This is a genomic window from Myroides fluvii (assembly GCF_009792295.1).
Taxonomy (GTDB): Bacteria; Bacteroidota; Bacteroidia; order Flavobacteriales; family Flavobacteriaceae; genus Flavobacterium; species Flavobacterium fluvii_A.
This window is the reverse complement of sequence record NZ_CP039934.1, coordinates 3,109,529-3,125,587: the sequence shown is the minus strand read 5'-3', so window position 1 is coordinate 3,125,587 and position 16,059 is coordinate 3,109,529. Positions and strand designations below refer to the sequence as shown.

The window sequence follows — 16,059 nt, the reverse complement described above, 5'->3', positions numbered from 1 at the left end:
AGTATTCTATCCAATCTTACCGAATACCTAAACATCCACTGTAGATTCTAATGAATCTCATAAATTGTATAAAATTCACTTTTAGTTTCCTTCGATCCTATCTCACGCTACAGTGTGAGATCCTCTTAAAAGACAATTACATTTAGCTATAAATAGCACTTCACAATAAAAAGCACTCCTCCCAAAAAAACAAACCCTTTTTTTTATTTTTGTTAAATTAATGTTTTTTAATCTGCAATGGATTGGATTATATTTGCGGCAAACAAAAAATAAGTATGAACTATTCAATCAAACTAACCGCTTTAGCTAGTTTTTTTCTATTTTTAGGAAGTTGCAACTCTGATGACTCCACCACACAACCGGAAAACAACACAAAATATCTTGTTTCCAAGGTACATTCCACCTCTTATGAAGCTACAAAAATAGTCAATGGCAATGGTACACATATCGAACGTACACCAACCGATTACGCTGAGTTTCACCTAACCTATGACAAAAATGATCAATTAGAATCCCTTGTACAAGATTCTAGAGCCATGAAAAACGAAGAAGTCGTGGCTAGTTTTCATCATATTTTTGACTTGAAATTAAATCAATCCAACCAATTGGATTCTTTACATATTCTTTTAAATGGCAGAAAAATACAATCGTATTACTTTAAATATGAAAACAATGTAGTACACGAGTTTTCTACCTTTGGAATTTTAAAAATAGCATTGAACTACAATAATCAAAATCAATTTACTACTGGAATAGCTGATTTTATTAAACCTGTTGCAAACAGTAAACCTTACACAGTCAATTACAAGTACAACTCTAATAAACAATTAGTTGGATACAACTACATGGATTATAAACTGGAGTTAACTTATAGCGGTGGAAAAAACCCTTTTAGTCATTTACCTGTAGATTTAACTTTTTTTACTTTTGGTGAATTCGGTTATATTCCGCTTACCTATCAATTCCCGAATACAGTGGCTGGTTATAAGATTACTAGCGATACATCCACTACGTATTCTATTAAATATAACTTTAATTCAGGAAATTATCCAATAGATGCAACGGTATATAAAGGAAGTATTACACCTGAAAATATTGTTCAGGTTATAACGTACACTTATCTTGAAAAAGCATTATAATCAACTATTATTAAAATAAGCAAAAGCCCAATCTTGAGATTGGGCTTTTTATTTCCATCAAAACTTTATCTCAACGGTTTTTGAACTACTTCTTTTTTCGTTTATATTTGTTTAAATTGATGTGAAAAAAGATATGCTAAAAAAGTGGTTGAGCTACCTGACTCCTATTCCTGTAAAAAAAATTTCTTCAAAAATCAACAATAAATTAGAAATCACTTGGCAAAAGGGGCAATTGGTCTTGGATACAAAAAACACCAACTATTCTTATGGCCAATTGGAACAGGTTTTTAAAAGAGGGTTAAAATTCATTGGCTATCAAAAGATTAAAGCGATGCAGCAGGTGCTAAACTTGGGTTTAGGGGCTGGTAGTACGGTTCATCTACTTCGCAACGAAATCAATTTCACAGGAACCATTACTAGCGTTGAACTCGATGAAGCGATTATCTATGTGGCTCAAAAATACTTCAATCTCGACCGATATAAAGACAAACACAATATCGTTCAGCTGGATGCCTTTGAATATGTATTGACCTGTCAGGAACAATATGACTTAGTTATCCTCGATATTTTTCAAGACAGCTATATGCCTTCTTTCTTATTTGAACACTATTTTGTCCATCATCTCAAGCAACTGCTCGCAGTAGATGGCTTCATTATTTTCAATACCATCATTCTCACACCGGAAGATGAACAACGCAATCAAAACTTCAAAGCCTTATTTGATCCGATTCATTTCTCGGTGCGCGTGATGCCAACGACCTTAGATCACAATAGCGTTATAACCATTAAAAGACTGGCTTAAAACACCTTACCGATTCGCGGAGCTCCCTCTCCTCTATCCTTTATCCACTCCTGAAAATCCTACACAGGTGGAAGACTTGTTTCTTTCGGTTACTGCGTTCAACTTTTCTCGCAATTTTATACTAAACGGTGATTTAATATTTAGTATTTTTATCCTGATTTTAGATTTTAATGCAAAAGAAATGATTGAAATTAAACAAGCCATTACACCAAAGGAAATGAAGGAGTTCGTCCAATTTCCTTTCACACTATACAAAGACAATCCCTATTGGGTGCCTTCTATCATCAAAGAAGAAGTAAAGAGTTTTGATCCTTCTAATGCTATTTTTAAAACGGTAGATGTTCGTTTTTTCCTTGCGTATAAAAACAATAAATTGGTTGGACGTATTGCTTGTTGTATCAATTGGACTGAGGTAAACGATTTAAACAAACCCAAAGTGCGATTTGGTTGGTTTGATTTCATTGATGATTTAGCCGTGACTGAAGCCTTGTTAGCTGAAGTTGAAAAATTTGGAAAAGCCAACCAGATGCAATACATAGAAGGTCCTATGGGATTTTCAAATATGGATAAGGCGGGGATGTTAACGAAGGGATTTGATCGCTTAGCGACCATGATTGGATTGTATAATTATGAATACTACCCCAAGCATCTGAATCAATTAGGGTTTACACCAGAAGCAGAATGGATGGAATACAGCTTAGATATCTCTAATTTTGATGAAGAAAAAATCACCAAAATGTCGCAGCTCATTCAACAGCGCTACGCAGTAAAACCGCTTGTATTCAAAACAACCAAAGAGCTCATGCCTTATGTGGATGAAATGTTTGCGCTGCTAAACAAGACCTATGCAGATTTGCAGAGCTTTGTTCCCATTGAGCCTTTTCAAGTTGAACACTACAAAAAGAAATACTTGCAGTTTATTCATCCTGATTTTATTTCTTGTGTAATGGATCACAACCACAAGATGATTGCCTTTGCTATTACCATGCCTTCCTTCTCAAAAGCCTTTCAAAAGGCAAAAGGGAGATTGTTTCCTTTTGGATTCATTCACTTGCTACAAGCTATGAAACACAATGATCGCGCCGAATACTATTTGATTGGCATTGATCCTGAATATAGAAATAAGGGGATTACAGCCATTATATTTGAAGAGATTTACGCTTGTTTTATGAAGCATAAAATCAAACATATTGAAACGAATCCCTTACTTATTGAAAACGTAAAAATTCAACAATTATGGAAACATTTTAATCCTGAAATCCACAAAGAACGCAAAACGTACCGAAAAGATATTTAGGATTCTTCCTAACGCGTACTAAGCCTAGTAGAAACAAGTATTCCGCTTGTTTCTACTAGACTTGTTTTTTTGCATAATTCTCAAATTAAATAAATAAAACAAAGATTAATTCTGAAAAATTTGCAAGAAGCCCTCTTTTTTTGTATTTTTATGGTTTAAACATTTATTTTTACAATTTTCAACTATTGTAATTCGTACATCAAGAGAGGTACACCTACCCAATTGTGCGTGCAAAATTGCACACGCACACTATTTATTTATCAGTTTATATTTTACCGCTGATTCTCTATAATTGAAATGGTTTTGACCTTTGTACAACTGCGTAGTTGTAAAAACACACATTATGATTCAAATAGAAAAAAAGAATTCAGACAGTCCCGTCAGTCCAGCAGAAGTAGAACAATACACCAACTTCTTATTTCAACATCTCGAACAATATGGAGATGAGAAAGAAGACATTGCCAAAGCGCTTGCTTACGCACTCGGTCAAGACAACAAACCAGGCGGTGTGATTCTCATTGCAAAAGAAGAAGCGCGCATCGTAGGGATGACGGTTGTTCTAAACACCTTGATGGAGGGATTTATACCTGAACATATTTTAGTCTATATTGCTACAGATCAATCCCTAAGAGGTAAAGGTATTGGTGGACAATTAATTGATTATCTCAAAACAGCACTGACAGGATCCATTGCCTTACACGTGGATTTTAACAATCCTGCCCAACATTTGTATGAGCGCAAAGGATTTGAAAAAAAGTATATAGAAATGAGATTAAACAACAAATAATGGCTTGTATAACCTTAAGTAAAACGAAACTAAAGCACAATTTTGACCTGCTTCAAAACCTATTTGATACAGAAGGGATTACATGGGCTGTAGTAGGTAAATTACTATGTGGTAACTCGCTGTTCCTAGAACAAGTGCTCGAATTAAAACCGCAGCAAATTTGTGATTCACGCGTTTCTAACCTCAAGAGCATCAAACTCATTGATCCCGATATCGAAACAATTTACATCAAGCCTGCACCTAATGGCAGTATTGATGAGATTGTCGAATATGCCGACATTAGTTTCAATACGGAATTAGAAACCATTAAACTTCTATCAAAAGAAGCAGCAAAGCAAAATAAAGTGCACAAAATTGTGATTATGGTTGAGCTAGGAGAACTTCGAGAAGGTGTTTTACGAGAAGATTTAATTTCTTTCTATGAAAAGGTCTTCAGTCTACCCCATATCGAAATCATTGGCTTAGGAACAAACCTAACTTGCATGTATGGGGTTTTGCCCAACAATGATAAATTAATTCAGCTCAGCCTATACAAAGAGCTTTTAGAGCTAAAATTCAATAAAAAATTACCTTTTATTTCTGGAGGCGCTTCTGTTACACTCCCGTTGATTACCAATCATCAGTTGCCTAAAGCTATTAATCACTTCCGCATAGGCGAAACCCTATTTATGGGAACTAATGCGTATGATGGCAGCCAATATGAAGCCTATGAGCAACATGTTTTTGAACTACACGCCGAGATTATCGAGTTACACGAAAAACCGATGATGCCGAGTGGTGAAACAGGAATCAATATGACGGGTGAGAAAATTGAATTCAATCCCGAATGGGAACATGCTACAAAGTTTAGAGCTATCATTGACCTGGGATTACTGGATATTGATACCGATCATTTCTTCCCCCTTAATCCTAAACATCAATTAGTAGGCTCTAGCTCAGATATGATGGTCATCGATTTAGATTCCAATCCCGAAAACCTCAAGGTCGGCGATACCCTTTCCTTTCACATGAATTATATGGGCATCCTGCGTTTGATGAATTCAGATTATGTAGAAAAAAAAGTAATCGCATAAAAAAGGAGAAGCACGTGCTTCTCCTTTTTTCTTTTATAAATTACTTAAAAAAAGTTTTTCTAAATCTAGTGGAGCTACATATTTTCCCGCCTGATATACTCTCATATTCCCTCCTGAAATTTCATCAATCAAGATGATTTCATTTGTAGCTTTATCTCTACCAAATTCTAATTTGATATCATAAAGTTCCAAATCCTTCTTCGCCAACTCTTCCTTCACCATCCAACAAATTGTTTTCGTCAACGACTTCAACGTACTGTATTCTTCGTGAGATAAGATTCCCAACATAGCCAAAGCATCTTCTGAAATTACAGGATCACCTTTTTCATCGTCTTTGATTGTTATTTCAACAAAGCTATCTAATGCTTGTCCTTCTGTACAATAATCATTATATCTTCTGAAAAAACTACCTACTGCGCGGTATCTACAAATTACTTCTAATCCTTTTCCAAAAGACACTGCCTCTTTTACAACCATAGAAACTTCTTCTAAATCTGCCGAAACGTAATGTGTTGGAATAGCCTTAGCATTAGCCAATTCAAAGAAATATTTCGTCATTTTCAATCCACTTTTCCCAGCTCCTTCAATCGTTAGTCCTACTGTATTTGCTCCTGGATCAAAAACGCCGTCTGTACCAGTTACGTCATCCTTAAATTTTAGGAGTACTTGATGATTTCCTAAGCTGTAAACATCTTTTGTTTTTCCTTGATACTTTAATTCCATAGTGTGTGTTGTTATTTAGGCCCCAAAAATAAGAAAAACTCCGACATAACCTGCTATTTTCAATTCCTAAATTAACTCGATGACAAAAAAAACCGATGTGAGATACATCGGTTTGAAATTTTATTGAATAAAGAAATCGCATCTTCTAAAATCTCTAGCTGTTCCTGTAGATCCATCTCTACTTGTTGCATTTTGAGACAAATGTACAACGTCTTTTACTAATCGACTTGGACTTACGCCTTGCTCTACTAAGTAATCTATAACGCGTTGTGCTCTACGCTCGCCCATCCACGTATTGTAATGTGCATTATTTCTTGTTTCGACATAAGAGCGTATCACTACAGATTGATTTGTATTTTTTTGTAAATAATGCAACAACTCATTTGCGGAAGCTCTGTTGTTATCATTAAAATAAGAGCTATTAAAATCATATTGGATAAAGAAAGGCAACATTGTTTTTGCGCTCATTGCCGTCAAGGCGGTTTGCACTCCAGTTTCTTTTGCTTTTTTTGAATATCCTAATTCTTTAGTCAGGTTGAAATTCACTTCCAAATCATCCAAAATATTGTTGACTACAACTTCGGCAGAATTATACCCTTCAGCAAATCCGACAACTTTTTGAACTTTTTCAATATTCTTGCTGTTAATCTCGAATTTTCCTTCTTGATCAACCATCATCTCTATTACTTTTTGTCCTTTTTCATTGTAAAAGGCAACTCTTGCCTCTTCTATAATTCGATTATTGTCTTTATTATAGAATGTTCCTCGGATACTTTGACCATAAAACTGCTGAGTGCCAAGTAAAGTCACCCCTAAGACTAAAAAATAGATTTTCTTCATAATACTCCTTTTTTTACGCAAACAGAAACACGCATCTGCTTCTGCTGTTTTTTAACATAAACCAACCAAATATAACTAAAAATAAAATACATTTGCTTTTTATTTTTAGTTTTTAGTTAAAAATAAAAAGCTTTTATTCAATCCTATAGTGTAAAGATCTTCAAGTGATTACTTCGTTGTGCTTCCCTATTTACTACTACATGCTTCCCTTGTATTTTTTAGAATGAAACAAGACGCTCACCTAACTTGCACTCCTTTTATCCCTAAACGCCTGCGCCTTTTTTACACGCATACACCCTAAGCGCGCTTGATTCCTACTCCTACTCTCAATTTTTAGCATAAATAAGTCTTCTGTATTTATTTATCATATTTTTCATTTATCCAAAAATCATTATAGTTAATAAATAAAATAACAGCAACAAAAATACTTTTTAATAAAAAATAATTCAACAATTACCAATAAAATACCGTTTATTTTTAACGATTCGCATTGAGATTTACCATATCTTTAATTACTTTTTAAGAAAATAAATTAGTTCAACTCAAGAAGGTTATCTAAATTTGTTCGAGTGTAAAAATCCAGACGGATGGTCAATATACAACAGCAGTACAATCAACTGTTTTCAGTCTTTTTTACCCACTAAAATTGAACTATATAAAGTGTTATACTTTATCTAAGTTATATGTTGTTTCCTATGCAAAAGCCCAGTTAAAATCGCTGGGCTTTTGTTTTTTATTGCTTTAAAACCATCGCTTCCATTTAAAATAGGCAATCATGGCAAAGACAAGTAAAAACATACCAATAAGTGTGATATAATAGCCATTTTCCATTTGAAGTTCTGGCATATTTTCAAAGTTCATCCCGTATACCCCCACAATAAATGTCAACGGAATAAAAATCACCGAAACAATGGTTAACACCTTCATAATCTCGTTCATTCGATTACTTTGCGAAGAGAAATAGTAATTCGTGGCACTATCCAATTTGTTGAGATTGTATTCTATTTGATCGAGAATTTCCACGCTTTTGTATTGCAATCGATCGTAAAAAAGCAAGCTTTCTTTACTGATGATCATATGGGTGTGTTTTTTATCGTGTAGCGTTCTGACGTTATTTAAAATCTCGCGCATCGGCATAACGGCGCGTTTCACATCATTTAATTCTTGGGTATATTCTTCAATGCCAATTAGTGTATCTCTATGGTATTTAGCCCTTGCGTCGAGTAAAATCTGTTCTACGTTATCTTCTACTACATCTAAAGTAACAAAGAAGCTATCCATCAAGGAGTCCATTAACAAATACAGCAAATAGCCTGTATCTCGTTTGCGCACTTGTCCAATTTTCAATCGAATTCGCTCTCGAATAATGTGAAAGAAATCACCTCGTTTTTCTTGAAAAGACAAGAGTAGGTTTGACTTCAGTATAAAGCTAATTTGCTCAATTTCCACATTTTGGTCTACCTGCTGATAAGGCAATAGCGCTTTTAAACTAAAAAAGAGCGTATCATCTAAATCTTCGACCCTGGTTCTACGTCCAAAATTCAAAATCTCAGCCATGATATACGACTGAATTTGAAAGAATTCACCAATTTCTTGTAATAGTTCAATATCGTGTAAACCGTGTAAGTTAAACCACTTGATCGAATCCGCAGTAGAATTTCTCAACACTTCTTCTATTTCTTTCAGGCTTAAATCATTATATTCTTCAAAATGATCTTCTGTATAAATAAACAACTGCATCGAAATAGGAACATCTGGAAAAGAACCAGAATATTCTAGCGTATTGGGTTGAAGTTTTCTTATTTTACTATATTTAACTCGTCTCACATTCGTAAATTTGTTTTAAATATATAACATTTTTAAACTGTACTTTTAAGGCGACGTAAAAAATAATAAACAACCATGAGAATTTTAATTAAAAACATAAAAGAATTACTACAAACTAGAGCAACACATATCGAGATGATTTCGGGAGAAGACATGAAACATCTGCCAAAAATTGACGATGCTTTTTTGCTTATTGAGGATGAACTAATTTTGGATTATGGTTCGATGGAGCACTGTCCGAAAGAAGATGTTGCTATTGATGAAGTTATCGATGCTCAAGGATGTGTCGTTTTACCGACATGGGTCGACAGTCATACCCATTTGGTATATGCGGGTAATCGAACGTTGGAATTTGTTGATCGAATTAACGGTTTGAGTTATGAAGAAATTTTTAATCGCGGAGGAGGAATTTTAAATTCAGCTAAAAAACTACAAGAAACAAGCGAGGCTACTTTATATGAACAATCAAAGGTTCGATTAGAAGAGATTATTGCCCAAGGCACAGGAGCGGTTGAAATTAAATCGGGTTATGGCTTAACTGTTGAGTCAGAGTTAAAAATGTTACGTGTAATCAAGCGTTTAAAAGAAAACTATCCGATTGCCATTAAGGCGACCTTTCTGGGGGCACATGCCTTTCCGAGCGAATACAAAGACAATCACAAGGGATACATTGATCTAATTGTCAATGAAATGATTCCGGCCATTGCCAAAGAGAATTTAGCAGAGTACATTGATGCCTTCTTAGAAACGGGGTATTTTTCTGTAGCAGAGACAACGCGCATTATGGAAGCAGGTAAACAATATGGTTTACGCGCTAAGATTCACGTCAATCAATTTACGGCTATTCATGGTATTGCTGCTTGCGTAGAACACGATGCGCTTTCTGTAGATCACTTAGAAATTGTAACAGACGAGGATATTGCGATATTAAAAAATAGCAAGACAATGCCTGTGGCTTTGCCGACGTGTTCTTACTTTATTTCCATTCCGTATACTCCTGCTAAAAAGATGCTAGCTGCTGGACTACCCATTGCTTTGGCTTCTGATTCCAATCCGGGGACAACACCGTCAGGAAATATGAACTTTGTTGTGGCAACGGCTTGCATTAAAATGAAACTAACTCCAGAAGAAGCAATCAATGCGGCAACAATTAACGGTGCTTATGCCATGGGAGTTGGTGAAACACACGGCAGTATTACAAAAGGAAAAAAAGCAAGTATAATTATCACAAAGCCTTTACATTCATTTTACGAAATTCCGTATGCCTTTGCGAGTAATCCTATTGGTACTGTACTATTAAATGGAAAAATTCAACCGTATAAAAACTAACTAGAAGTAGCCTAAAAATACTGCGACATGACACAAACGAAACTAACTTTTTTCACAAGAGATAACCTATTGGCATTGACTAGTTTAAGAAGTGGAGAGATCAAATTAGGAGAACGTGTTCACTTGATTCAACAACCTTTAGATTGGGAAAGCGAACTCGTCCAAAATGAAAGTAAATACGTTGTTTTGGGTATTCCTGAGGATATTGGCGTAAAGGCTAATTTTGGTCGCACGGGAACAGCTGGTGCTTGGGAGAAATTCATTGCTACTTTTTTAAATATTCAACACAATCGCTTCAATAAAGGGTATTGGGTTACAGTGCTTGGACATCTTGATTTTTCTAAAGAGATGGAGGAAGCGCAGTCCTTAAATCCTTCTGATAAAGCAGATCGCAAACGTCTTTTTGAGCTTGTACAACAAATTGACAAGGAGGTATCTCACCTAATTGCCAAAATTGTCAAGGCGGGTAAAATTCCTATCATTATTGGAGGGGGACATAACAACGCATACGGAAACATCAAGGGAACGGCCTTAGCTAAGGGCAAAGCGATTAATGCAATTAACTTTGATGCGCATACAGATTTTAGACCGTTAGAAGGAAGACACAGCGGCAATGGGTTTTCATATGCCTTTGAAGAAGGCTTTTTAAAAAACTACTTTGTCTTTGGTTTACATGAAAACTACACCTCCAAAGGTATTCTTAGCGCGATCAAATTGCATACTGATCGCGTCAAATACAATACCTATGAACAAATGAATATCAGAAAAGAAAAATCGTTTAGCAATGAGCTTTTAAATGCGAAAAAACACATTGACACTGGTTTTTACGGTATTGAAATCGATTTAGATGCGATACCACAAATTGCCAGTAGTGCTATTACACCGACTGGTTTTTCAGCGGAACGCACGCGTCAATTCTTGCATTTTTTTGCTGCATCGACAAATGTAGCTTATTTACATATATGCGAAGGGGCTCCGTCATTGGATTATCCAACCAATAATCACGTAGTTGGCAAATTAATAGCGTACCTTGTCTCTGATTTTTTGAAATCAAATTCAAATAGCGATAAGTAGTGAATATATTATTAGTTGAAGATGACAAAAGAATTAGCGAATTCATAGTCAAAGGTTTAGAAGAAAAAGGAATGCATGTACAACTAGCTTCGTCAGGAGACGAAGCTAGAAAGCTTATTCTCAATGGCGATTGGGATCTAATCCTCATGGATATTATGCTACCAGACATCGATGGCATTCAACTAACGAAAATGATTCGTTTTAAAAAAGATTACACCCCTATTTTAATATTGAGTGCACTTAGTGATACCACGGATAAAATCGATGCACTGGATGGAGGTGCGGACGATTACCTAACAAAACCTTTTCACTTCAGTGAATTGTTATCGCGTATTAATGCCTTAACACGCAGAACCAAATTCAACTACGAAAATCAAAACAAATCTTACACTTGTAGGGATTTACAACTGGATCCTGAAAAACACATTGTAACACAAGCGGGAAAGATTATTGATTTATCTCCAAAAGAATACAAGTTATTGCTTTATTTACTGGAAAATAAAGGACGAGTTATCTCGAGAACACAGATTTTAGAACAAGTTTGGGGTATTCAATACGATACAAACACCAATGTTATAGATGTCTATATTTCGTATATCCGCAATAAGATTGACGAAACAGAAGGGAAATTAATTCACACCATAAAAGGAACAGGCTATATGCTTCAGGAATAGTTTGTTGTTTATTGCTTTTTTGTTTTTTCGCCAGTTGCTTTTTTGTCAGATTATCGATGAAAGAATATATTTCCTTAAATCAGAAAAATTAACCGATTAACTGTCAACCGATAGCCTTTAGATTTGCTTTTTCGCTTTTTCGCCAGTTGCTTTTTTGTTTGTTGCTTTTTTGTCAGATTATCGATGAAAGAATATATTTCCTTAAATCAGAAAAATTAACCGCTAACTGTCAACCGATAGCCTTTAGATTTGCTTTTTCGCTTTTTCGCCAGTTGCTTTTTTGTTTGTTGCTTTTTTGTCAGATTATCGATGAAAGAATATATTTCCTTAAATCAGAAAAATTAACCGATTAACTGTCAACCGATAGCCTTTAGATTTGCTTTTTCGCTTTTTCGCCAGTTGCTTTTTTGTCAGATTATCGATGAAAGAATATATTTCCTTAAATCAGAACTGATTTCTGATAACTGATTTCTGATAACTCATAACTTTTTCACCCCTTGTTTGCCAAACTGTTCGATAAACATATCAAGCAGAACCAAAGCGGTCATCGCTTCTACGATAGGTACAGCTCTAGGCAATACACAAGCATCATGACGTCCTTTCCCCTGCACGGTAACCACCTCATTATCAATATTAATTGACGGTTGATCTTTCATAATTGTTGCTGTTGGTTTAAACGCCACATGGAAGAAAATATCCATTCCATTGCTAATGCCACCAACAATTCCACCTGCGTTATTCGTTTGTGTCTTACCATTGGGCAATAAGATATCATTGTGCTGACTTCCCCTCAGCTGAGTACCAGCAAAACCACTGCCAAATTCCACTCCTTTTACTGCATTGATACTCAACATTGCTTTTGCCAATTCCGCATCTAATTTATCAAAAACAGGAGCTCCAAGTCCAACCGGAACGTTTTGTACCACGCAGGTAATCACCCCTCCTATTGAATCGCCTTCTTTTTTCACTTGTCGAATCAAGTCCTCCATTGCTTGCGCAACGTTAGGATCTGGGCAACGCACAGCATTAGATTCAATCGCCTGTAAATTTAATGCCGTATAAGGCTGTTCCAATCGAATAGTTCCAACCGAAGATACATAAGCTGTAATCTGTAAAGGTGCTAAGAGTTGCTTTGCTATTGCACCGCCAACTACTCTACAAGCTGTTTCACGAGCTGAGCTTCTTCCCCCTCCTCTATAGTCGCGTATACCATACTTTTTATCGTAAACATAATCCGCATGACTCGGTCGGTAAATTTGCTTAATATGCTCGTAATCTTGTGATTTTGAGTTGGTATTTTCGATGATAAAGCCAATAGGAGTACCTGTTGTTTTGCCTTCAAAAATTCCCGATAAGAATCGCACTTCATCTGCTTCTTTGCGCTGAGTGACCAAAGTAGACTGTCCGGGCTTGCGTCTATCCATCTCACGTTGAATGGCTTGCATATCCAACACTACTCCTGCTGGACATCCGTCAATAATACCACCTAACGCTTCTCCGTGTGATTCGCCAAAAGTTGTTAAACTAAAATAAGTGCCAAAGGTATTTCCATTCATAATCCAATACAATGATTTAAGTAAGCCAAACAAAGATAATTCAAACCAAGCATTTCCGCCTTCTATTTAGATAAAATCAAGCATTGACGTTCCACATAATCCCCTATAAGCCCAAGATATTGCTCAAATAGCGGTAAACGATGCGAATCATCTATGTAAACAACTTCACTATTTTTACAAGCATAAGGATTCACTTCCTTAAGATCCAGCGTTTCATCTTGTTTTCCAATCAAAATGAGTGCCTCTGTTGGAGCGACAATATCTTGTAAACTATTTTTCAAATTCGCTGTAAAGGCCAATTCCTTATTGAGACGATGATCATAACTCAACAGCGGACTCAATAAAACAAGTATAGTATCTAATCCCTCTGCGTTGCGCATTTCTTTCAACTGATACGCAAAATTAGCTCCTGTCGAATCACCAACGACCACAACCGTTTGTTCGTTTTCAACGGATTGATACAACGCCTTCAACCAAGTGTTGAAATCCGTTTCTGGCGTCCATTCTGGACAACGAGCTTGATAGGCTACTAGTTGTGTCTGAAGTAAAACGTATTTTCTAGACTCGCGATTGGAGCCATACCCATGAATATAAATAAACTGCATGAATTGCTACTTTTCAATAATTTTAGACTTATTTGCCTCTACAAACTCTCTGTAATAGATTTTAACCAACCACATAAAAAGAGAAAATAAAATAGGTCCGAATATAATTCCGATAAACCCAAAGACATTCACCCCTACGATAACTCCAAAAATAGTAATTAAAGGATGGACGTCTGCCATTTTCTTTTGCAGTAAAAATCGAATTAGATTATCGGAGGTTCCCACTACAACTAAACAATAAATGAGTAAGCCTATTGCATTTCCTTGTTGACCATTAGCCAACATCATGACCACCAAGGGAATATAAATAACTGCTGCTCCAACAACGGGCAACAAAGAGGCAAATGCTGTAAGAATAAAAAAGACAAAAGCATCATCTACCCCGAAAATCAAATACCCAATAAAAGCGACAATACCCTGGATAAATGCCGTTAATGGTACGCCCACACTATTAGAAACAACCAAGCGCTTCATATCTACTTTCAATTCATCCATATTGCTTACTTGCATGGGCAAATAACGCGTAAGCCAAGCTTGAATTTGCTGATATTCTTTCAACAAAAAATACAACATCAAATAGGCAACTCCAATTTCCACTATGCTATTTACCGACGTATTGACAATCGCCTGAAAAGCTTGTGTACCCAATTCTGTTGCTTTGCTGATCGTATTTTCATTAAAAATATCAATGTTGTAATTCTCTCGTAAACTGCGCACTGTCGATTCTATCCCGGCTTGAATCTTATCTTTATCTTGTAATACCACTAAAACTTTTTGGGTAAGTGTTTGAATTAACAAATACAAAGGAGCAAGAACCAAAAGACTACTGCCTAACATTAAACTTACAATCGCTGCATTTTTATTCCATCCTTTTTTTTGTGTCATCCATCGATAGGGTGTTAACAGCAAGACAAATAAACATAAAGCCCCTAAAAAACCAGGAAGGAAAAAGACAAGATTACTTGCTAACAAATAGAAGACAGATAGAATTAAAACGAGGAATCCTAGTTGTATCAAGATAGAAGTAGGAATTAACGGTTTAGGTTGTGAGGTCATATAAAAATCATTAAAATTTTATGTTTTAAAGGTATTAAAATAACAAGTAACAAATAGACCACTTCATTTAAATACACCATATATTTTATACCGACACTTGTTTTTTTGTTTTATTTAACTAATTTCACATTTCTATAACATTTGATAAAAAACAATGAGCAAAAAAATTTTATTACTTAGCTTTCTAGCATGTAGCTTACTATTAGGAACGGCTTGTTCCTCAGATAATTCTTCGCCTGAAAAAGAAAAGCCAAAGACAGAACCAGGTAAAGGTGATGGTGATGGTGATGGCGACGGTGAGGGTAATGGAGATGGAGATGAACCTGCAAAAACAGGAACGTTCAACTACACCACTTTTAAAGATGTCAAAGTAGGATTTGGCGGAGGCCTATCTCAAAGTGTGGAAGGAACCTTTACCCTTCCTACCGATATTGAAAAAGTACAAACGATTAAAATGTACGTACAAAACCCATGTCAAAATAAAGAATGTGATGAATGGGATCGCTTTGCGAACGTCTATGTAAAGAACAAAAAAACGAATGAATGGTATGAAATTGGGCGTTTTATCACTCCATATTGGGTAGGTTCTGAGAAACTGCCAAGAGGATGGGAATTTGACGTAACGGATTTCAAATCGCTATTAACAGGCGATGTAGAATTAAAAATATACACGGAAACGTGGTTGGAAAAAGGACGTGTATACAGCGTTGATTTTGATTATATTTATGGAGAAAAAGCGTTTAAATACTCTGCAGTAACCCCTTTATTTCAATACAATCAATCGTCTATTGATGGAGTTCCTTATGGAACAGCACAAACGACAGATTTAGCAAGAAGTATAAAACTACCAGCCAATACCGAATTAGCCTATTTCAGAACGACTATTTCAGGATGGGGACATGCTACGCCAAATGATGCTGGTGGTAGAGCATGTGCGGAATGGTGCTACCGAACACACCATATACAATTGGATGGTGCTAACACTTTTGAGCACTATATGGGACCGATTGGCTGTGCCAACAATCCAATCAACAACCAAGCGCCAGGAAACTGGAAACCCGATCGCGCTGGCTGGTGTCCAGGGATGGTCGTTCCTCCATATATCAACAACCTAGCAGGTGATTTGAAAAACAAAACATTGAATTTCAACTATAAGCTAGAACCTTGGACAGCGAACAACCCTGAAAAGAAAGCGTATTATGCGATTTCTACCTTCATAGTCATCCATAGTAATACACCTATAACAGCAGCTTTAGTGAATTAGATAAATATAAAAA

Annotated in this window: 15 protein-coding genes; 9 read left to right on the top strand and 6 right to left on the bottom strand. The window is 35.8% G+C overall.

Going from position 1 to position 16,059, the window contains the following annotated elements; translation table 11 throughout:
- Window positions 1-275 precede the first annotated feature (275 nt).
- The 5 genes from FBR08_RS13950 to FBR08_RS13930 all read left to right on the top strand — a co-directional run bounded on the left by FBR08_RS13950 (window position 276) and on the right by FBR08_RS13930 (window position 5,098).
- Window positions 276-1,139 carry a hypothetical protein gene (locus FBR08_RS13950; protein ID WP_158963275.1) on the top strand — a complete coding sequence of 288 codons (864 nt, stop codon included), beginning with the start codon at window positions 276-278 and terminating at the stop codon, window positions 1,137-1,139.
- A gap of 133 nt (window positions 1,140-1,272) precedes the next feature.
- Window positions 1,273-1,941, top strand: a complete 669-nt coding sequence (locus FBR08_RS13945) for a spermidine synthase (RefSeq protein ID WP_158963274.1) — start codon at window positions 1,273-1,275, stop codon at window positions 1,939-1,941.
- A 181-nt stretch (window positions 1,942-2,122) separates the two neighbouring features.
- The gene (locus tag FBR08_RS13940) at window positions 2,123-3,238 is read left to right on the top strand and encodes a GNAT family N-acetyltransferase (protein WP_158963273.1); all 1,116 of its coding nucleotides are present in this window, start codon (window positions 2,123-2,125) and stop codon (window positions 3,236-3,238) included.
- A gap of 343 nt (window positions 3,239-3,581) precedes the next feature.
- Window positions 3,582-4,025, top strand: coding sequence for a GNAT family N-acetyltransferase (locus FBR08_RS13935; protein ID WP_158963272.1), 444 nt, complete (start codon window positions 3,582-3,584; stop codon window positions 4,023-4,025).
- A complete protein-coding gene (locus FBR08_RS13930) occupies window positions 4,025-5,098 on the top strand; it encodes an alanine racemase (RefSeq protein ID WP_158963271.1) in 1,074 nt (357 codons plus the stop codon). The genes FBR08_RS13935 and FBR08_RS13930 overlap by 1 nt, the downstream gene beginning before the upstream one ends.
- A 33-nt stretch (window positions 5,099-5,131) precedes the next feature.
- Here FBR08_RS13930 and FBR08_RS13925 read toward each other — a convergent pair whose 3' ends face one another.
- The 3 genes from FBR08_RS13925 to corA form a co-directional block, all read right to left on the bottom strand.
- Window positions 5,132-5,821 (bottom strand): phosphoribosylaminoimidazolesuccinocarboxamide synthase, encoded by a 690-nt coding sequence (locus tag FBR08_RS13925; RefSeq protein WP_158963270.1) that lies wholly within the window; start codon window positions 5,819-5,821, stop codon window positions 5,132-5,134.
- 120 nt (window positions 5,822-5,941) lie between these two features.
- Entirely contained in the window at window positions 5,942-6,661 is a 720-nt protein-coding gene (locus FBR08_RS13920; RefSeq protein ID WP_158963269.1) for an OmpA family protein, read from the bottom strand.
- Window positions 6,662-7,402: 741 nt separating this feature from the next.
- The gene (gene corA, locus FBR08_RS13915) at window positions 7,403-8,488 is read right to left on the bottom strand and encodes a magnesium/cobalt transporter CorA (protein ID WP_158963268.1); all 1,086 of its coding nucleotides are present in this window, start codon (window positions 8,486-8,488) and stop codon (window positions 7,403-7,405) included.
- Window positions 8,489-8,563: 75 nt separating this feature from the next.
- Here corA and hutI point away from each other — a divergent pair, with 75 nt between their 5' ends.
- From hutI to FBR08_RS13900, 3 genes are read left to right on the top strand one after another with little or no spacing between them, the layout of a single operon-like run.
- Entirely contained in the window at window positions 8,564-9,817 is a 1,254-nt protein-coding gene (gene hutI / locus FBR08_RS13910; RefSeq protein ID WP_158963267.1) for an imidazolonepropionase, read from the top strand.
- Window positions 9,818-9,844: 27 nt separating this feature from the next.
- The gene (locus tag FBR08_RS13905) at window positions 9,845-10,891 is read left to right on the top strand and encodes a formimidoylglutamase (protein WP_158963266.1); all 1,047 of its coding nucleotides are present in this window, start codon (window positions 9,845-9,847) and stop codon (window positions 10,889-10,891) included.
- A complete protein-coding gene (locus FBR08_RS13900) occupies window positions 10,891-11,565 on the top strand; it encodes a response regulator transcription factor (protein WP_158963265.1) in 675 nt (224 codons plus the stop codon). The genes FBR08_RS13905 and FBR08_RS13900 overlap by 1 nt, the downstream gene beginning before the upstream one ends.
- A gap of 479 nt (window positions 11,566-12,044) precedes the next feature.
- Here FBR08_RS13900 and aroC read toward each other — a convergent pair whose 3' ends face one another.
- The 3 genes from aroC to FBR08_RS13885 form a co-directional block, all read right to left on the bottom strand.
- A complete protein-coding gene (gene aroC / locus FBR08_RS13895; protein WP_158963264.1) occupies window positions 12,045-13,121 on the bottom strand; it encodes a chorismate synthase in 1,077 nt (358 codons plus the stop codon).
- Between the two features lie 62 nt (window positions 13,122-13,183).
- Window positions 13,184-13,726, bottom strand: coding sequence for a YqiA/YcfP family alpha/beta fold hydrolase (locus tag FBR08_RS13890; protein ID WP_158963263.1), 543 nt, complete (start codon window positions 13,724-13,726; stop codon window positions 13,184-13,186).
- Between the two features lie 6 nt (window positions 13,727-13,732).
- Window positions 13,733-14,782 (bottom strand): AI-2E family transporter, encoded by a 1,050-nt coding sequence (locus tag FBR08_RS13885; RefSeq protein WP_158963262.1) that lies wholly within the window; start codon window positions 14,780-14,782, stop codon window positions 13,733-13,735.
- Between the two features lie 154 nt (window positions 14,783-14,936).
- On the opposite strand from FBR08_RS13885, the gene FBR08_RS13880 reads away from it, so the two are divergent.
- Window positions 14,937-16,046, top strand: coding sequence for a peptide-N-glycosidase F-related protein (locus FBR08_RS13880; RefSeq protein ID WP_158963261.1), 1,110 nt, complete (start codon window positions 14,937-14,939; stop codon window positions 16,044-16,046).
- Window positions 16,047-16,059 lie beyond the last annotated feature (13 nt).